The organism is Paeniglutamicibacter gangotriensis Lz1y (assembly GCF_000348945.1).
GTDB classification, from domain to species: domain Bacteria; phylum Actinomycetota; class Actinomycetes; order Actinomycetales; family Micrococcaceae; genus Paeniglutamicibacter; species Paeniglutamicibacter gangotriensis.
The window spans coordinates 18,363-36,326 of sequence record NZ_AOCK01000012.1 but is presented as its reverse complement, the minus strand read 5'-3'; the positions used below and the strand labels follow the sequence as shown (position 1 = coordinate 36,326).

General features: G+C 65.0%; 14 protein-coding genes and 1 tRNA gene. 2 read left to right on the top strand and 13 right to left on the bottom strand.

All coding sequences use genetic code 11. The features are described from left to right. Positions 1–2 precede the first annotated feature (2 nt). The 3 genes from ADIAG_RS17170 to ADIAG_RS17160 form a co-directional block, all read right to left on the bottom strand. Positions 3–449 carry a VOC family protein gene (locus ADIAG_RS17170; RefSeq protein ID WP_007272697.1) on the bottom strand — a complete coding sequence of 149 codons (447 nt, stop codon included), beginning with the start codon at positions 447–449 and terminating at the stop codon, positions 3–5. A gap of 39 nt (positions 450–488) precedes the next feature. Further along, complete coding sequence (locus ADIAG_RS17165; protein ID WP_043475730.1) at positions 489–1,424, bottom strand: aldose 1-epimerase family protein; 936 nt, start codon at positions 1,422–1,424, stop codon at positions 489–491. A gap of 186 nt (positions 1,425–1,610) precedes the next feature. Next, positions 1,611–2,231, bottom strand: coding sequence for an ANTAR domain-containing response regulator (locus ADIAG_RS17160; RefSeq protein WP_007272695.1), 621 nt, complete (start codon positions 2,229–2,231; stop codon positions 1,611–1,613). A gap of 158 nt (positions 2,232–2,389) precedes the next feature. On the opposite strand from ADIAG_RS17160, the gene ADIAG_RS17155 reads away from it, so the two are divergent. Together ADIAG_RS17155 and ADIAG_RS17150 are read left to right on the top strand one after the other, a co-directional pair. Next, positions 2,390–2,470, top strand: a tRNA-Leu gene (locus ADIAG_RS17155). Between the two features lie 331 nt (positions 2,471–2,801). Then, the gene (locus ADIAG_RS17150) at positions 2,802–3,209 is read left to right on the top strand and encodes a RidA family protein (protein ID WP_007272694.1); all 408 of its coding nucleotides are present in this window, start codon (positions 2,802–2,804) and stop codon (positions 3,207–3,209) included. A 91-nt stretch (positions 3,210–3,300) separates the two neighbouring features. Here the strand turns inward: ADIAG_RS17150 and pyk are convergent, their stop codons facing one another. From pyk to ADIAG_RS17100, 10 genes are all read right to left on the bottom strand, one after another. Beyond that, entirely contained in the window at positions 3,301–4,818 is a 1,518-nt protein-coding gene (gene pyk / locus ADIAG_RS17145) for a pyruvate kinase (protein ID WP_043475727.1), read from the bottom strand. A gap of 63 nt (positions 4,819–4,881) precedes the next feature. Further along, positions 4,882–6,339 carry a glutamate synthase subunit beta gene (locus ADIAG_RS17140; RefSeq protein ID WP_007272692.1) on the bottom strand — a complete coding sequence of 486 codons (1,458 nt, stop codon included), beginning with the start codon at positions 6,337–6,339 and terminating at the stop codon, positions 4,882–4,884. Then, positions 6,332–10,936, bottom strand: a complete 4,605-nt coding sequence (gltB, locus tag ADIAG_RS17135; RefSeq protein ID WP_007272691.1) for a glutamate synthase large subunit — start codon at positions 10,934–10,936, stop codon at positions 6,332–6,334. The genes ADIAG_RS17140 and gltB overlap by 8 nt, the downstream gene beginning before the upstream one ends. A 477-nt stretch (positions 10,937–11,413) precedes the next feature. Next, positions 11,414–12,445, bottom strand: coding sequence for a prolipoprotein diacylglyceryl transferase (gene lgt / locus ADIAG_RS17130; RefSeq protein WP_007272690.1), 1,032 nt, complete (start codon positions 12,443–12,445; stop codon positions 11,414–11,416). Beyond that, entirely contained in the window at positions 12,442–13,236 is a 795-nt protein-coding gene (gene trpA / locus ADIAG_RS22275; protein ID WP_007272689.1) for a tryptophan synthase subunit alpha, read from the bottom strand. Before trpA ends, lgt begins: the two co-directional genes overlap by 4 nt. Further along, the gene (gene trpB, locus ADIAG_RS22270) at positions 13,233–14,525 is read right to left on the bottom strand and encodes a tryptophan synthase subunit beta (protein ID WP_007272688.1); all 1,293 of its coding nucleotides are present in this window, start codon (positions 14,523–14,525) and stop codon (positions 13,233–13,235) included. The genes trpA and trpB overlap by 4 nt, the downstream gene beginning before the upstream one ends. A 55-nt stretch (positions 14,526–14,580) precedes the next feature. Beyond that, positions 14,581–15,411, bottom strand: a complete 831-nt coding sequence (trpC, locus tag ADIAG_RS17115) for an indole-3-glycerol phosphate synthase TrpC (RefSeq protein WP_007272687.1) — start codon at positions 15,409–15,411, stop codon at positions 14,581–14,583. Positions 15,412–15,413: 2 nt separating this feature from the next. Further along, a complete protein-coding gene (locus ADIAG_RS17110) occupies positions 15,414–15,665 on the bottom strand; it encodes an HGxxPAAW family protein (RefSeq protein WP_007272686.1) in 252 nt (83 codons plus the stop codon). A gap of 114 nt (positions 15,666–15,779) precedes the next feature. Further along, positions 15,780–16,385, bottom strand: coding sequence for a Trp biosynthesis-associated membrane protein (locus tag ADIAG_RS17105; protein ID WP_007272685.1), 606 nt, complete (start codon positions 16,383–16,385; stop codon positions 15,780–15,782). After that, positions 16,382–17,941, bottom strand: coding sequence for an anthranilate synthase component I (locus tag ADIAG_RS17100; RefSeq protein WP_007272684.1), 1,560 nt, complete (start codon positions 17,939–17,941; stop codon positions 16,382–16,384). Before ADIAG_RS17100 ends, ADIAG_RS17105 begins: the two co-directional genes overlap by 4 nt. Positions 17,942–17,964: the final 23 nt, after the last annotated feature.

The window sequence follows — 17,964 nt, the reverse complement described above, 5'->3', positions numbered from 1 at the left end:
CCTCAGCTGGCGCGGGGGCCTTCTTCCGGCGTTGCCTCGGTCTCGGTGAGGTTGTAGACCAGTTGCCAGAGATGGCCGTCGGGATCGGCGAACGTGCCGATGTATTGCGCCCTGCCGCTGACGTGGACGATGCGGTGGGCGGGGAAGCTCCTACCCGCCGATTCCGCCACTGCGGCAAGGATCCGGTCGATCTCCTCGATGCTGGCGATGGCACAGCTGAGGATCGCATCGGTGGCAGGTACCGGTAGCAACGGGGCTCGCTTGGCTTCGCGCGAGTATTTGGTAAACGCCTCGACATCGGCCAGGAACACCGTCATCCCCTGCAGTTCCAGGCATACCGTGCCCAGATTCATCGTGGCCCGCTCGATGCCCACGACGTCTCGGTAGAATTCCAGCGAGCGCTCGGCGTCCGTGACGGCCAGGCTGAGCACAACACCTTGGGTTTTCATCGGGTCCCGCTTTCGATCTATGGGTGGGTTGGAAGTTTTTTACCGGTCAGCGGCCGGGCCTGGCTCATGGGTGATCCCCCACGAAGTTTCCCATGTTTCGCCCGGAGCCAGCCACCGCAGCCCCCACCCATTGTTGAAGGCGTTCGCGGCGGCGGTCATCGGCTCTAAGGCCACGGCGTGCACCGGCCCCGACGGACCCTTGAACTTCTGTGTGGTGTACGCCTGGATAAAGCCGTAGTTCTCGTCCATGTGCAGTACCACCCGGCTCCCGTCCGGCCCCTGGAGCCAGTGCCGTGAACCGCCCTCGGGATCCCGGTCAATCTCCGTCCACGCGTCGTCAAGCACCTCGTCGTTGAGCAGCTTGCCGTCCCGATAGTCGTACGCCGACCCGGATACGTCGCACCCGGTTCCGGTCGGGATCATCGCCGCGTCGAGAACCAGATGCCTTCGGGCATTGATGACCAGGCTCAGCTCGCCGACCGGGGTCTGCCCGAGGCGCAAATAGGGGTGCGCGCCGATGGCCACCGGTGCCGCGTTGCCCCCACGGTTTCGGATCCGGTGGATGACGCGTAGCCCGTCGGCGACCAGCTCATAGTGCACGCTGGTGCCCAGCTCGAAGGGGTAGCCCGGGGCAGGGTCGACGGTGGCCGCGAGGACCACACTCCCCTCGCTGCGCTGAACTTGGGTGTAACTGCTGTGGCGCAGCAGCCCGTGGATGGCGTTGCCGCGGTCAGGTTCGGTGAGGACGAGTTGTTCCGGCTGCCCTTGGTGGGTCCAGTTGCCGCCGGCCACCCTGTTGGGCCAGGGCACCAGCACCACTCCGGCACATGAGGGTGCCGGCATTTGTTGCGGGTAATCCTGGACCAGTTCCGTCCCGTCCACGACCAATCTCCGCAGCGCGGCACCGACCTGGTTGACCACCGCATGTTGGCTGTGGCCGCCAATGCTCGCGTTGAGTTCAAATAACTCACCCATGGGCGATTCGGGGCTGGGCACGGTGGGCCTTTCGTTGCTGTTGCCTGCGCGGGTTCTTCTGCTACGCGAATCTTATCGAGCCACCGCCCGCTACGCACTGTTCATAACACGCAGAGGGGGCCGCCGGAAGCCACCAGGGGGGGGGTGGTTTCCTGCGGCCCCCTCGAGGGTGTTGGTGAAGCGTGGTTACTTAACCTGGTCGATCACGGTCTCGGCCACTTCGCGCATGGACAGTCGGCGGTCCATTGACGTCTTCTGGATCCAGCGGAAGGCTTCGGGCTCGGTCAGCCCCATCTTGGTGGTCAGCAGGCTCTTGGCGCGCTCGACAAGCTTGCGCGTGGCGAACTGCTCGGTGAGGTCCCCGACTTCCTTTTCCAGGGCCCGAATCTCCTCGTACCGGGAAATCGCGATCTCGATGGCGGGGACGAGGTCCGCGGGGGTGAAGGGCTTCACGACATAGGCCATGGCACCGGCCTCGCGAGCGCGCTCCACCAGTTCCTTTTGGCTGAAGGCAGTGAGCAGCACCACCGGGGCGATACGTTCCTTGACGATGGACTCGGCGGCAGTGATCCCGTCCATGACGGGCATTTTCACGTCCATCAGCACCAGGTCCGGTTTGAGCTCGCGGGCCAGCTCGATGGCTTTTTCACCGTTGTCCGCCTCGCCGACCACGTCGTATCCCTCACCGCGAAGGATCTCGACGATGTCCAGGCGGATCAGGGTTTCGTCCTCGGCAACAATAACGCGGCGTGGCTCACCGGTGGCTGGCTCGGCCTCGATTCGTGTTATTTCGGGCAGCTCGCTCATGGGCACTCCTTCATTCCCGGGGTGACCGGGGGCGTCATCAATACTCGGTTTCACGCTTAAGCCTATCTGCATGTACAGTTGTTTACCGCAAGGACGCGAGGATTTCAGCGCTCAACAATCATGAGTTATGCTTATTCTCGCTGCATTGAATTGTGCCCGCCCGAGTGGCGGAATGGTAGACGCGCTGCACTCAAAATGCAGTATCGAGAGATGTGTGGGTTCGAGTCCCACCTCGGGCACAAATCGGCCCCGATCCCCTGTTTTACAAGGGATCGGGGCCTTTTTCATTTCATTAATAGCCGTTCTTGGGCTTCGCTGCCGGCATTCCAGCGGCCAGCCAATTACCTCGTGGTCAACCCTGGGTCCGATGCGGAAACGGACGTGTGCGGAAGGCGACAATTTCCGGTGCTGAGCACGACGCGACTCCGCACACCGACCACGGGCTCTCCTCCCCCGGGCTTCCGGCCCTGGCCTGTGCAAGACGACGCTGCAGCGACCTCAATAGCCTCCCGGATGGCCACACCCTTGTATCGTGTGAGGCAACTCATCCCCGGCTCACGAAGGACCACCATGCCCTCGGCAGTCTCACTTATCCGCTCCCCCAAGCTCAGTTCCACGGCGCAATATGCGTATGCCGCCACGGCTCCTGCCCATGCACGGCTGATCTTCCTAGCCGGGTCCTGTCCGCTCGAACTCGACGGGAGCGTCTCAGGCCTCGGAAACCATGCGGCACAGGCCCAGAAGTGCCTCCAGAACCTGCAGATCGCCTTGGAGGCCGCGGGCGCGAACCTGAACGATGTCATTTCCACCCGCGTACTGGTCGCGTCCACCGCGAGGGAGGACCTGGTCTCGGCGTGGAACGTGGTTCGGGCCGCGTTTGGCGACCACGAGGTCCCCAGCACCCTGCTCGGCGTGAGCGTGCTTGGTTACGCCGGCCAGCTCGTGGAGATCGAGGCGGTCGCCGCAGTGCTGGACTAAGCGTCAGACAAACACCAAGACCGGTCTTCCTCCCACATTCCCGAAAGGGGATGAGGTGAGGAAAACCGGTCTTCAGCGTGCGTGGTGCGTCCTAGATGGTGTGCGTGCCTTCGCCCGCAACCTTGTCCGAATCCCACGGGCCAACCTTTTCGCGGGCAGGCATCGGCTTGCCGTCCGTGAGCTGGCCGGCATCCGCAAGGTCGCCGACCTTGTGAATGCGCAGCGAGTTGGTGGAACCGGCCTGGCCTGGAGGTGAACCGGCGGCGATGCAGACGATGTCGTTGAGCTCGGCCAGTCCCTCCTGAAGCAATGCGCGGTCGACCTGGGCGGTCATCTTGTCCGTGTGGTCCGCGTACTCGACCAGGCGGGGCTGGATGCCCCACATCAGGGTCATGATGTTGTAGGTCTGCGGCAACGGGGTGAATGCCAGCACCGGGCGCTTCGGGCGCAGACGCGACAGGCGTCGGGCCGAATCGCCGGACTGGGTGAAGGCCACAATGTACTTGGCATCCAGCTGATCCGCGATCTCCACCGCCGCGCGGGTGATCGCCCCACCACGGGTCTTGGGCTTGGAGCCCAAACGCGGGATACGATCCAGTCCGTGCTTTTCCGTGGAGGAAATGATCCGTGCCATGGTCTCGACGGTCTCGATGGGGTATGCGCCCACCGAGGTTTCGCCGGAAAGCATGACTGCATCGGCACCGTCTAGGACGGCGTTGGCGCAGTCCGAGGCCTCGGCGCGGGTCGGCGTCGGGGATTCGATCATGGATTCGAGCACTTGGGTGGCGACGATGACCGGCTTCGCCCAGCGACGGGCCAATTCGATGGCGCGCTTCTGCACCAACGGGACCTCTTCGAGCGGCAATTCAACACCCAGATCGCCACGGGCGACCATGATGGAGTCGAACGCGTCGATGATTTCCTCGAGGGCGTCGACAGCCTGCGGCTTCTCGACCTTCGCGATCACCGGCAGGCGGCGACCTTCCTCGTCCATGATCTCGTGCACACGACCGATGTCGGCGGCGTTACGCACGAAGGACAGGGCGACCATGTCGACGCCGGCGCGGATGGCCCAACGCAGGTCTTCCTCGTCCTTGATGCTCAGTGCCGGGACGTTGACTGCCACACCGGGAAGGTTGATGCCCTTGTTGTTGGACACCTCCCCGCCCACGATGACCTCGGTGACGACCTTTTCATCGTCCACCGCGGTGGCGCGCAGGGCGACCTTACCGTCGTTGATCAGTAGCACATCTCCCGGGTTGACGTCCTGTGGAAGACCCTTGAAAGTGGTCGAGCAGAAGGTGGCATCGCCCAGCACATCGGCGATCACGATGGTGAAGGTATCCCCCACCTTCAACATGTGCTTGGCGTCGTCAGTGAAGCGACCCAAACGGATCTTGGGTCCCTGCAGGTCGGCGAAGATGCCGACCGGGCGACCCAGTTCTAGTGCGGCAGCCCGCACGTTGCCGAGGTTCTCGGCATGCGTCGAGTGGTCGCCGTGGCTCATGTTCAGCCGGGCGACGTCGACGCCCGCCTTGATCACTGCCAGCGTCTTGTCGTAGGTTCCGATCGCAGGGCCCCAGGTGGCCACGATTTTTGCGCGTCTCATAACGGTCAGCTTATCTGCCTTTCCATTTCTCAGGTCGGGAAACACCGTAAAGGTGCATCCGTCTCACAACATGCTGATGGCCCTATCCGTCGGTGCAACGGGGGCCGGAAGGCGGGTTTCGCCCATCAGGTATTTGTCCACCGCCGCGGCACAGGATCGTCCCTCGGCAATGGCCCACACGATCAGGGATTGTCCGCGTCCGGCATCGCCGGCAGCGTACACCCCAGGGGTGTTGGTTTTGTAGTAACCATCGCGGGCGACGCTGCCCCGGTCATCAAACTCGGTGTTGGCCTGTTCCATGAGACCGGCCCGCTCGGGTCCAGTGAACCCCAGGGCCAGGAAGACGAGGTCCGCGGGAATGACCCGTTCGGTGCCCGGCTTCGGAAGGCGCTGACCGTTTGTGAATTCGGTCTCTGCAACCGTAACACCCATCACCCTTTCGTGCGTACCTGTGAAGTTGACCGTGGCGGCCAAATAGGTGCGCTCCCCGCCCTCCTCATGTGCGGATTGCACCTCAAAAAGGGTGGGCGACATGGGCCAGGGTTGGTGCCCCGGACGCTCGGTGGGCGGCTGGGCACCGATGGCCAAGGTGGTGACACTGGCCGCGCCCTGACGGATCGCGGTGCCCAGGCAATCGGCACCGGTATCGCCGCCACCGAGGATCACCACGTGCTTTCCTGCCGCATCGATGCGCAGCGCCTCGCGTTCACCGGCGATGACCTGGTTGGATTCCACCAGGTACTCCATGGCGAAATGCACCCCGGAAAGGTCGCGGCCGGGGACCGGCAAATCGCGCGGCACGGTGGCTCCAGTGGCCACGATCACCGCATCATAGAGCCGGTTCAACGCCGCGAACTCGATGTCGGTGCCCACCGATACACCGGTGCGGAACACCGTGCCCTCGGCCTCCATCTGCGCCAGCCGGGTGTCCAACACGTCCTTGCCCATTTTGAAGTCCGGGATGCCGTAGCGCAGCAGCCCACCGGGTTTCGCGTCGCGTTCGTAAACCGCAACGGTGTGCCCGGCACGGGTCAGCTGCTGGGCGGCTGCCAGTCCCGCGGGGCCCGAGCCGATCACCGCGATGCGCTTGTCGGTGTGGCGCACCGCCAACACCGGTTCGAGCCCGCCGGAGGCAATCAGGGTGTCGGCGATTTCCACCTCGACCTGTTTGATTGTGACGGCCGGCTGGTTGATGCCCAGCACGCAGGAGGACTCGCAGGGCGCCGGGCAGAGCCGCCCGGTGAATTCCGGGAAGTTGTTCGTTGCATGCAGGCGTTCGGCGGCCTCCTCCATCCTCCCCTGGTGGACCAGCGAGTTCCATTCCGGGATGAGGTTGCCCAGCGGGCAGCCGTTGTGGCAGAAAGGTACGCCACAGTCCATACAGCGTCCGGCCTGCTTTTTCAGCACGCCGGCGTCTTGCCTCTGGGCGACCTCCTTGTAGTCCATGATGCGCACCGAGACGGGGCGCTTGGGGACGGTGACGCGTTCGCGCACCTCCAGGAATCCACGTGGATCAGCCACGGGTCACCTCCAAAATCCGGTTCCAGACAGTTGCTGAATCGGGGTCGAATCCTTCTTGGGTGGCACTGTTGCGTGCCTGGGATACTGCTGCGAAGTCGCGCGGCAACACCTTGGTGATGCGTGCCGCTGCAACCGGCCAATCGGCGAGCAGGCTGGCGGCAAGCGCCGAGCCGGTGTGTTCCAGGTGCCGGGTCAGCAGCTCCAAGATGAGCGTGCAATCTGCCGCGTCCGGGCCGGTGAGTAACAGGTCCTCGTTGGCCACGGCCAGCGGGTTCAGGACCGCTGCGTCAAGGTCCAGGACGTAGGCGGTGCCCCCGGACATGCCGGCGGCAAAGTTGCGTCCGGTGGCGCCCAAGACCAGGACCGTTCCCCCGGTCATGTACTCGCAGCCGTGATCGCCGATGCCCTCGACCACCGCACTTGCCCCGGAGTTGCGCACCGCGAAGCGTTCGCCGACTAATCCGGCGATGAATAGTTCCCCGCCGGTGGCGCCGTAGCCGATGACATTTCCGGCGATGACCTCGGCGGCCGGGTCGAATCCGCTGCGCGGATCGGCCCGCACACTGATCCGTCCGCCGGACAGCCCCTTGCCGATGTAGTCGTTGGCGTCCCCGATGAGGTCCAGGGTGATGCCGGCGGGCAGGAAGGCGCCCAGGGATTGGCCGGCATGGCCGCGCAACGTGATGGAGATGGTCCCGGTCTCCAGTTCCTGCACCCCGAAGGTGCGGGTGACGTGGTGGCCGAGCATGGTGCCCACCGAGCGGTCGGTGTTCTTGATGGGGAGGTCAAGCACGACCTTTTCGCGGCGTTCCAGGGCGGGTGCCGCGGCGGTGATCAGCGCCATATCGAAGTGGGTGCCCAGCCCGTGGTCCTGGGCCCGGGTGCGCGAGCGCGCCGCGCCGGGTGTGGATCCTGCGGTGTTGAAAATCCTTTCCAGGTGCAGGCCTTGGGTTTTCCAGTGGCCTACTGCCGCGCGGATGTCCAGCAGTTCGGCCTGGCCGATGGCTTCCTCCAGGGTGGCGAAACCGAGTTGGGCCAGCAGTTCGCGGACCTCTTGGGCCAGGAACTCGAAGAAGTTCACCACGTGGTCCACCTGGCCGGTGAAGCGGGCGCGCAATTCCGGGTTCTGCGTGGCCACACCCACCGGGCAGGTATCCAGGTGGCAGACGCGCATCATGATGCAGCCGGCGACCACCAACGGTGCGGTGGCGAAGCCGAATTCCTCGGCACCGAGCAGCGCGGCGATGAGCACGTCGCGGCCGGTCTTCAACTGCCCGTCGACCTGCACGGTGACGCGATCGCGCAGCCCGTTGAGCATCAGCGTCTGCTGGGTCTCGGCCAGGCCGAGCTCCCAGGGCACCCCTGCGTGCTTGAGCGAGTTCAGTGGGGAGGCTCCGGTGCCGCCGTCGTGCCCGGATACCAGCACCACGTCGGCCTTGGCCTTGGTGACTCCTGCCGCGACGGTGCCGATGCCGACCTCGGAGACCAGCTTCACGTGGACGCGGGCGGAAGGGTTGGAGCATTTGGCGTCGTGGATCAGCTGGGCCAGGTCTTCAATCGAGTAGATGTCGTGGTGCGGCGGCGGGGAGATCAGCCCGACCCCTGGGGTCGAGTGCCGGGTGCGGGCCACCCACGGGTAGACCTTGTTGGCCATCAGCTGGCCGCCCTCGCCGGGCTTGGCACCCTGGGCCATCTTGATCTGGATGTCGTCGGCGTGGGTGAGGTACATGCTGGTGACCCCGAAACGGCCCGAGGCGATCTGCTTGACCGCGGAGCGGCGCTCGGGATCCAGCAGGCGCTCCACGTCCTCGCCGCCCTCGCCGGTGTTGGATTTGCCGCCCAGCCGATTCATGGCCCTGGCCAGGGTCTCGTGGGCCTCGGCGGAGATCGAGCCGTAGCTCATGGCGCCGGTGGCGAATCGCTTCACGATTTCCGAGACCGGTTCGACACGCTCGATATCAATGGGTGTGCGCTCCGCGAACTTGAAGTCCAGCAGGCCACGCAACGTCATCAGGCCCTTGGCCTGGTCATCCACGCCCTGAGTGTATTTCTTGAAGATGTCATAACGACGTTCACGGGTGGCATGTTGCAGCCTGAAGACCGTTTCCGGGTTGAACAGGTGCGGTGGACCCTCGCGGCGCCACTGGTATTCGCCACCAGTTTCCAGCACGCGGTGCGCGTCGGGGTTCAGGTCCGAGGGGTAGGCGCCGGCATGACGCATCGCGGTTTCACTCGCGACAATGTCCAGGCCCACCCCGCCGAGCTGGGAAGAGGTGCCGGTGAAGTACTGGTCGACCACGCGCTGGGACAGGCCCAGGGCCTCGAAGGTCTGCGCCCCGCAATAGGAGGCCACGGTGGAGATGCCCATCTTGGACATGATCTTCAGCAGTCCCTTGCCCAGCGCCTTGATCAGGTTGGTCTGGGCTTGGGCGGGGGTGACCGCGCCCAGTTCGCCCTGCACGGCCATTTCTTCGACAGATTCCAGGGCCAGGTAGGGGTTGATGGCCGAGGCGCCGTATCCCACGAGCACCGCCACATGATGCACTTCGCGCACGTCCCCGGCCTCGATGACTAGGGAGGTCTTGGTGCGGTTGGCGCTCTTGAGCAGGTGGTGGTGCACCGCACTGGTGAGCAGCAGCGACGGGATCGGCGCCCACTGGGCATTGGAATCCCGGTCCGAGAGCACAATGAACTTCACGCCGCGGTTCACCGCGGCGGAGACCTTTTCGCAGATCTCTTGGAGTCGGGCGCGCAGCTCCGTTTCTCCGCCCTCCGGGCGGTAGAGTCCGCGGACCTTCAAGGTGACCTTGGCGCCGTTGTCATCACGCAGGTTGGCGATCTTGGCAGTGTCGTCGTTGGTGATCACCGGGTAGTCGAGGGACACCTGCGCCACGTCGACCTTGCCGGTGGCCAAAAGGTTCCCGTCCGGGCCAATGCTGATCCCCAGGGAGGTGACCAGTTCCTCGCGGATGGAATCCAGCGGCGGGTTAGTCACCTGGGCGAAGGACTGGGTGAAGTAGTCGAAGAGCAGCCGGGGGCGCTCGGAGAGCACCGCGACCGGGGTGTCGGAGCCCATAGCCCCGAGTGGCTCAGCACCGTGGGCGGCCATCGGGGCCAGCAGGATGCGCAGCTCCTCGGTGGTGTAGCCGAAGGTGCGCTGGCGGATCTGCACGGAGGCGGAATTGTGCTTAACGTGTTCCAGGTCCGGCAGCTCGGTCAGGCGGATCTTGTTGGCGGCGACCCAGTCCGCCCAGGGGGCCGAGGCAGCAACCTGCGCCTTGACTTCATCGTCGCTGATGATCCGTCCGGCGGCGGTGTCCACCAGAAACATCTTGCCCGGGGCCACCCGGCCCTTGGAAGCGATCTGCTCGGCGGGCAGGTCGATGACCCCGACCTCGGAGGCCAGCACGACCAGTCCCTCGGTGGTGATCCAGTAGCGGGCCGGGCGCAGCCCGTTGCGGTCCAACACGGCACCGACCTGGGTGCCGTCGGTGAAGGAGACCGCCGCGGGCCCGTCCCAGGGTTCCATGAGCATGGAGTTGTATTCGTAGAAGGCCCGGCGGTCCGCGTCCATGGTGGCGTGGTTTTCCCAGGCCTCGGGGATCATCATCATGATCGCTTGGGAGATGGGGCGCCCGGAGAGCATCAGCAGTTCGGCGACCTCGTCGAACGATGCCGAATCGGAGGCGCCGGGGCTGCAGATCGGAAAGAGTTCCTCGGGTACCTCGCCGAGCAGCGCGGAGGCCAGCTGTGATTGCCGGGCTCGCATCCAGTTTCGGTTGCCCTTCACCGTGTTGATCTCACCGTTGTGGGCGATGGTGCGGAAGGGCTGGGCCAGCGGCCAGGAGGGGAAAGTGTTGGTGGAGAAGCGCGAGTGCACGATGCCGAAGCGCGAGGCGAAGCGTTCGTCGCTCAAATCCGGGTAGAACCCGGTGAGTTGCTCGGTGGAGAGCATGCCCTTATAGACCATGGTGGTGGTCGAGAATGAGGGGAAGTAGACCCCGAATTTGTTCTGCGCGCGCTTACGGATGCGGAAGGCGCGGGCGTCCATCGCTGTCTCGTCGTCGGTGCCGGCGCCCAGGAAGAGTTGGGAGAAGTGCGGCATGCAGCCTAGGGCGGTGGCGCCGATGACTTCGGTGTTTACCGGGACGTCGCGCCAGCCGAGCACGATCAAGGATTCCTCGGCTGCCAGTTCCGCCAGGGCGGTGACGACGGCGGCGCGTTCGGCCGCATCCTGTGGGAGGAAGGCGGTGCCGGCCACGTAGCGACCGGGGGCCGGAAGGGTGAAGCCGGTGACGGCGCGGAAGAATGCGTCGGGGATCTGGGTGAGGATCCCTGCCCCGTCACCGGTGCCGGCGTCTGCACCGACCGCGCCACGGTGTTCGAGGCGGCGCAGCGCCTCGAGGGCTTGTTCCACGATCTCGTGGGTGGCAACTTGTTTCAGCGTGGCGATGAGCGCCAGGCCGCATGCGTCTTTTTCGTTGGCCGGGTCGTAGAGCCCCTGGGCGGTGGGGATCTCGGCAAACTTGGTGAAGGGCGAGGAAACGTCCTCGCCACAATGCGGTGAGGCATTGAACTGAACTCCGGTCATGCTCATGAGTTGTCCCTTCTCGGTGTGTTATCGGGTGGTGGTTGTTCTTCGGGCGACGTTGGCCGAGAGATTTTGGGCTTCACGAAACGGCCTCCCTGGTGTATCAAAGAGGCCTGTCGTGGGGGTGGTGCGAGTGCGGCGGCATCGATCCGTGCGTGGCCGCCGTGCGGGTCCGCGGCGTGTGCGGTGCGCAAGAAGCCGTGCTTCCACGTCATTGTGGTTGCCGGCAGCTGGCGGTACGCATGGCGGGTTTCGACGCGTTTTCCGTGGTGCTGCCGTGGTGAAAAAAGATTAGCACCGAGATGTTTCGGTTTTATACGCCCCCATGTTTCCAACAGTTTTCGCGACTATCTCAGATGCGTTGCTGACTAGGTACTTTTGAGTTTCCTGAAAGTTTCGTCGCATAACGACACGACCCCCGTCATGATTCCCCTCAACGGAGGGGTCATGACGGGGGTCGTAATGGCTGCAGGTGGGCTCAGATCAGCTGGCCGGCGGGGCCTTGCCGTCGGTCGGTGTGCCGTTTTCCGGCTTAGCGTCCTCCGGTTTGTTCTCGAGCTTGGTCTCGGCTGCGCCGGCATCGCCCGCAGTGGTTGCTGCGGCGACCTCGGGCTGGGGTTCGCGGCCCTTGAGGTACACCCCGGGGTCCGGAAGCGGTCGCAAGCGGGTGAGCACAAAGACCATGCCAATGATGCCCATGATGATCATGGCAATGGCCAGCCACATGTGCACGCGCAACCCGATGCCCAAGATGGTGATGGTGTCGGCCGCATCGATGCGCATGGTTTCCATGATGGTCCGCCCGATGCCGTACCAGGTGATGTAGGCCCAGAACATCGCACCGCGGCGCAGTTTGAACTTGCGGTCCAGGGCCAGCAGCAAGAACACCCCGGCGACGTTCCACAGTGATTCGTAGAGGAAGGTGGGCTGGAACAGGGTTCCGGCCGGAAGCCCCGGAGGGAAGTTGTAGCTGTTCGCATCGATTTCCAGGCCCCACGGCAAGGTGGTGGGCGCCCCGAAGAGTTCCTGGTTGAACCAGTTGCCCCAGCGGCCGAAGGCCTGGGCCAGTAGTACGCCCGGGACCGCTGCATCAAGGAAGGCCGAGAGGCGCACTCCGGCGCGACGACAGGCTATCCAGGCACCCAGGGAGCCGAGCGAAATGGCGCCCATGATGCCCAGTCCGCCGGCCCAGATCTGGGGGATCTCGGCCCAATGGGCCGACTGACCGCCGAGCCCGAAGTAGTACTCGGGGTCGGTGACCAGCACATGGTAGAGGCGCCCACCGATGATGCCGAAGGGGATCGCCCAGATGCAGATGTCCCAGACCACGTCCTCGGGGCCGCCCTTGGCACGCCAGCGGCGCGCGGTCATCCACATCGCGGAGACGATGCCGATCATGATGCAGATGGCGTAGGCGTGGATGGTCAGCGGGCCGATGGAGAACTTCGAGAATTCTGGTGGTGGGCTCGGAATCGAGGCCAGGACGTGGGTTCCGGCAACGGCCAGCTGCATCATACTTTCGCTGCCCGCCCGCTGAGTTCGGCCGTCAGCCGACCAACGGCTTCGACTCCCCCGTCGCGCAATGCGGCCACCAGTGCGGTGCCCACGATCACGCCGTCGGAGTAGGCGCCGATTTCTTCTACGTGCTTGCGCGCCGAGACACCCAATCCGACGCAGGCGTTCTCGGCGCCGGCGGCGTGTGCCGCGGCAACCACTGCGGCGGCGGCGTCGGAGACGGTGTCTCGGGCGCCGGTGACGCCCATGATCGAGACGCAGTACACGAAGCCGCGGCTGGCGGCCACGGTGGCCTTCATGCGGGCCTCGGTGGAGGAGGGTGCGACCAGGAAGACGCGGTCGAGCCCGTACTTGTCGGAGGCCTCAAACCATTCGGCGGCTTCATCGGGGACCAGGTCCGGGGTGATCAGTCCGGCGCCGCCGGCCTCGGCCAGGCGGCGGGCGAACTCGTCCACGCCCATGCGCAATACCGGGTTCCAGTAGGTCATGATCATCACCGTGGCGCTGCAGCGCTCCGTGATGCCCTTGACGATGTCGAAGACCTGGGCGACCTTGAAGCCCTGGACCAGCGACTGCACGGTGGCGGCCTGGATGACCGATCCGTCCATGACCGGGTCCGAGTACGGGATGCCGACTTCGATGATGTCTGCGCCGTTCTCTGCCATCGCCACGGCTGCATCGATGGTGCCCTGCACGTCGGGGAATCCGGCGGGCAGGTAACAGATCAGCGCCGGGCGGCCTTCGGCACGGGCTGCGGCAATTGCTGCGCCGCTTTTCGATACGGGGCTCACTTGGCGTCCTTCTGTGCGTTGTCGATGAGGTTGAACCACTCGGCGGCGGTGCCGACGTCCTTGTCGCCGCGGCCCGAGAGGTTCGCGACAATGATGGTCTCTTCCGGAACGACTCCGGCGGCGATCTTGCGTTCGGCGATCTTCAGGACACCGGCCAGCGCGTGCGAGGATTCGATGGCCGGAATGATGCCTTCGGTGCGGCAGAGCAGCGAGAAGGCGTCCATGGCCTCGGTGTCGGTGATCGGCTCGTAGTTCACCCGGCCGATGTCGGCCAGGTAGGCGTGCTCGGGTCCGACGCCCGGGTAGTCCAGGCCGGCGGAGATCGAGTGCGACTCGATGGTCTGCCCGTCGTCGTCCTGCATCAGGTAGCTCTTGGCCCCATGCAGTACTCCGGGTTTGCCCAGGGTGATGGTGGCGGCGTGGCGGTCGGTGCCCACGCCGTCTCCCCCGGCCTCGAAGCCATAGAGCTCGACCTCGGCGTCGTCGAGGAAGCCGTGGAAGATGCCGATGGCGTTGGAGCCGCCGCCGATGCAGGCTGCCACGGCGTCGGGCAGCCTTCCGGTCTGGGCGATGATCTGTTCGCGGGCTTCCTCGCCGATGACTTCGTGGAAGTAGCGCACCATGGCCGGGAACGGGTGTCCGCCGGCGGCAGTGCCCAGCAGGTAGTGGGTGTTGCCCACGTTGGCTACCCAGTCTCGCAGGGCCTCGTTGATGGCGTCCTTGAGTGTCTGTGATCCGGCGGTCACCGGGATCACGGTGGCACCAAGCAGCTGCATGCGTGCCACGTTCAGCGACTGCCGCCGAGTGTCTTCGGCGCCCATGTAGACCACGCATTCCAGGCCCATCAGTGCCGCTGCGGTGGCCGAGGCGACCCCGTGCTGGCCGGCCCCGGTTTCGGCGATGATCCGGGTCTTGCCCATGCGCTTGGCCAGCAGTGCCTGGCCCAGCACGTTGTTGATCTTGTGGCTGCCCGTGTGGTTGAGGTCCTCGCGCTTGAGGAAGACGCGCACCCCACCTGCCGCCGCACCAAAGCGCTTGGCCTCGGTGAGCAGCGAGGGACGGCCCGAGTAGTTCTTGTTCAGTTCCTTGACCTCGGCGATGAACGACGGGTCGGCCTTGGCCGCCTCGAAGGTCTCGGTGAGCTCGTCCATGGCCGCGATGAGCGACTCAGGCATCCAGCGTCCGCCGTAGTCCCCGAAGTAGGGGCCCGCGGCGTGCCGCAGCGAAGAGGCTTCAGCGGGGGTTGGCTGGTTTCCGCCCATATCTGGGTCACCGGTCTTCGGGGTCATCTGGCGCATCCTTTTCTAGCTCAGGAATTCTTCGAGGGGTGTTGCAGGTGGTGGCTTAGCCGGCGCGTTGCGGTTTGGCCGCGGTTCCGGCGGCACCAAAGTTTTTGACGGCGGTGCGCGGGTCGTTGTCTTTGACCAAGGCCTCGCCGACCAAGATAGCGTCGGCACCGTGCTGTGCATAGTGCTCGACATCGGCGACGCCACGGACGCCGGATTCGGCGATGATCACCACATCCGAGGGGATCCCCGACGCAAGCCGGGCGAAGTTGCCGCGGTCCACGTCAAGGGTCTTGAGGTTGCGTACGTTCACGCCGATGATCTTGGCACCCACGGCGACCGCGCGGGCGATCTCTTCGGCGGTATGCGTCTCGACCAAGGCGTTCATGCCCAGTGCGTGTGTGAGGTCCAGGAACCCGCGCAGCTGCGCATCGTCGAGTGCTGCGACAATCAACAGCACCAGGTCCGCACCGTGGGCGCGGGCCTCATAGATCTGGTACTCCTCGACGGTGAAGTCCTTGCGCAGCAGCGGGATTTTCACCGCGGCGCGGACCGCATCGAAATCGGCCAAGGAACCGCCGAAGCGGCGTTCCTCGGTCAGCACGGAGATCACCGAGGCACCACCGGCCTCGTAGGCCACGGCAAGATCCTCGGGTCGGCCGATCTCGGCCAACGCACCCTTGGACGGAGACTTGCGTTTCACTTCGGAGATCACATGAAGCGTGTGATCCCGCTGGGCGGGGTCGGTGTGACCGCCCAGAGCGGCATAGGCATCGAGTGCCGGGACCGCGGCAGCGGCAGCAGCCTCGATTTCCGCTTGGCCGAGGATGGACCGACGGGCGTCCAGATCAATCCGAACGCCCGCGATGATTTCAGTTAGTACGCTCACGACTAGTGTGTGAAACCAGACTTGGGGCCACCGACGCCGAAACCGGCCTTCTTCATGATCCAGCCGACGATCAGGCCGAGGATGACGATCCCGACCGACGCGTAGACCACAACGTGGTTGTGCGCGGCGAAGGCGATGCCGCCAATGACGAAACCGACCATCATGATGCCGTACATGGACCATGCGGCACGCGAATTGCCGTGTCCGATTTCTTCGGAGTGCATGGGATCGATCTGGGGGTTGGCGTTAGCCATGGTGGGATACTCCTTCTCACCTCGTGCGAATCGGGATTCCTCCCGAGAAGATTCTCGCTTCTATTCTGCCATTCTTTAAGACGATGGCATGCCATGTTGCGTTGTGTGTGCGGTTCAGCCGGTGGGATCATCTCCCCGGGAGAGCGAGTCCCAACCGGTGATTTCATCGATTCGCCCCTCGGAGGCCTGGCCGCCGGACGCCGGGGCACCGGCTGCGGCGTCCCTGGTGTACTTGCGCGAACTCTTCCAATGCCGACCGGTGATGGCCAGCAGCAGTGCCGCGGCCACGAGCAGCAACCCGGCCAAGATCGAGAACCAGGGCCAGATGCCCACGTGGTAGACGCCATCTGAAGCATTCAACCCGGTGGCCTCGCCGACCTTCGTGGCGGCCGCGGCCACCGGGTCGGACAGCACCACGATGCCGGACCCGGCGATGCCGCCGCCGGCCAGCAACAAGATCACCGCAATGATCCAGCGTGCGATCTTCCCGGCGATCATGGCGGCCAACGATCCGGCCAGCGCGACCACGGCCAAGGCCGCCACCGCCGTTGCCGCATCCGATCCGGCGACTTCGATCAGCGGGATCTTCACGGTGCCCACCGCGGGCTGGACGGTGATCCAGGTGCGGGTGCTGATGCCCAGCGCTACGAGCGCTCCGAGCAGGCCCAGCAGCATCACCCGGCGCTTGTAGTTACTGCGCGGCTTCTTCACTGTGCTCATGATTGGTCTTGCTCCACTCGTGCCCCGGCCATGGTCCCGGCGGCCCAGACGGCGCGCAGCGGTGCAGCCGACTTGTTGATGGTTTCTAACGCCTCGGCGTCCAGGTCCGAGTCGGCGACGATGCCTCCACCGGCCTGCACGTAGGCGCGGTTGTTCTTGATCAGTGCCGAGCGGATCGCGATGGCCATGTCCATGTCCCCGGTGAAGTCCAGGTAACCGACCACCCCGCCATAGATGCCGCGGCGGTAGGGCTCGTATTCGTCCAGCAGTTGCAGCGCGCGCGGCTTGGGTGCCCCGGAGAGGGTTCCGGCCGGGAAGGTTGCTGCCAGCACGTCGTAGCCGTCATGTCCGGGCGCCAGCTTGCCGACCACGTTGGAGACCAGGTGCATGATGTGGCTGAAGCGTTCGACCTCCATGAACTGGGTGACCTCGACCGAGCCCGGGACGCAGACCTTGGAGAGGTCGTTGCGCGAGAGATCGACCAGCATCAGGTGCTCGGCGCGTTCCTTTTCATCGTTCAGCAGGTTCTTCTCGTGCTGCACGTCGTCCTCGTAGGTGACCCCGCGCGGGCGTGAGCCGGCGATCGGGTGGGTGACTACGTGGTCGTCGTTGACGGTGACCAGGGCCTCGGGTGAGGACCCGACGATCGAGTAGTCCTTGCCGTGCGCGTCTTGCAGGCTGTACAGGTACATGTACGGGCTGGGGTTGGTGCCGCGCAGGATTCGGTAGACATCCAGCGGGTCGGCATGGGTTTCCAGTTCGAAGCGGCGCGAGACGACCACCTGGAAGACTTCGCCCTCCACGATGGCTTCCTTGCCGCGCAGTACTGCTTGGCGGTAGGAGTCTTCGTCCCAGGAGTGGGTGACGGCGTTCATCAGTTCGTCGGCCGGGACGTTGGTGCCCGAGAGCACCGAGACGGGGTTTTCGGCAGCTTCGCCGAGCGTGTCAAGCATGGTTTTGAGGCGGGAGACCGCGTGGTCGTAGGCCCCGTCGACGCCCTCGGTGGTGCCGTTGAAGTTGATGGCGTTAGCGATCAGCGTCAGGGTGCCATCGGTGTTGTCATGCACGGCCATATCGCCGACCAGGTTCATGGCGAGCTCCGGCAGGTGCAGATCGTCCACCGGCGGGTTGGGCAGCTTCTCCCAGTGCCTCACCGCTTCCCAGCCGATGAAGCCGACCATGCCGCTGGTCAGCGGCGGCAGTCCTTCCAACGGTTCGGTACGCAGCGCACGGACCGTGTCGCGCAGCACCTCGACAGGGTTGCCATCGCAGGGCATCCCGTCCGGTGGGGTGCCCAGCCAGTGGGCCTTGCCGTCGAGGGTGGTCAGCGTCGCAGGCGAGTTCACGCCGATAAAGGAGTAGCGTGACCAGACTCCCCCGGCCGCAGCCGATTCCAGCAGAAATGTTCCGGGCCGCCCGTTGGCTAGCCTGCGGTAGACCGAGATGGGTGTCAGCTCATCGGCCAGCACCCTCATGGTGACGGGGATGACGCGGCGTTCGGCGGCCAAGGCGCGGAACTGCTCGCGGGTGGGCGAAAGTGCGCCGAGAGGTTGCATGGGGGAAAGGATCCTTGCGTGTT

Coding starts and splice junctions, on each gene's coding strand:
- ADIAG_RS17170 (WP_007272697.1), bottom strand. CDS start 449: ATGAAAACCCAAGGTGTTGTGCTCAGCCTGGCCGTCACGGACGCCGAG.
- ADIAG_RS17165 (WP_043475730.1), bottom strand. CDS start 1,424: ATGGGTGAGTTATTTGAACTCAACGCGAGCATTGGCGGCCACAGCCAA.
- ADIAG_RS17160 (WP_007272695.1), bottom strand. CDS start 2,231: ATGAGCGAGCTGCCCGAAATAACACGAATCGAGGCCGAGCCAGCCACC.
- ADIAG_RS17150 (WP_007272694.1), top strand. CDS start 2,802: ATGCCCTCGGCAGTCTCACTTATCCGCTCCCCCAAGCTCAGTTCCACG.
- pyk (WP_043475727.1), bottom strand. CDS start 4,818: ATGAGACGCGCAAAAATCGTGGCCACCTGGGGCCCTGCGATCGGAACC.
- gltB (WP_007272691.1), bottom strand. CDS start 10,936: ATGAGCATGACCGGAGTTCAGTTCAATGCCTCACCGCATTGTGGCGAG.
- lgt (WP_007272690.1), bottom strand. CDS start 12,445: ATGATGCAGCTGGCCGTTGCCGGAACCCACGTCCTGGCCTCGATTCCG.
- trpB (WP_007272688.1), bottom strand. CDS start 14,525: ATGACCCCGAAGACCGGTGACCCAGATATGGGCGGAAACCAGCCAACC.
- ADIAG_RS17110 (WP_007272686.1), bottom strand. CDS start 15,665: ATGGCTAACGCCAACCCCCAGATCGATCCCATGCACTCCGAAGAAATC.
- ADIAG_RS17105 (WP_007272685.1), bottom strand. CDS start 16,385: ATGAGCACAGTGAAGAAGCCGCGCAGTAACTACAAGCGCCGGGTGATG.
- ADIAG_RS17100 (WP_007272684.1), bottom strand. CDS start 17,941: ATGCAACCTCTCGGCGCACTTTCGCCCACCCGCGAGCAGTTCCGCGCC.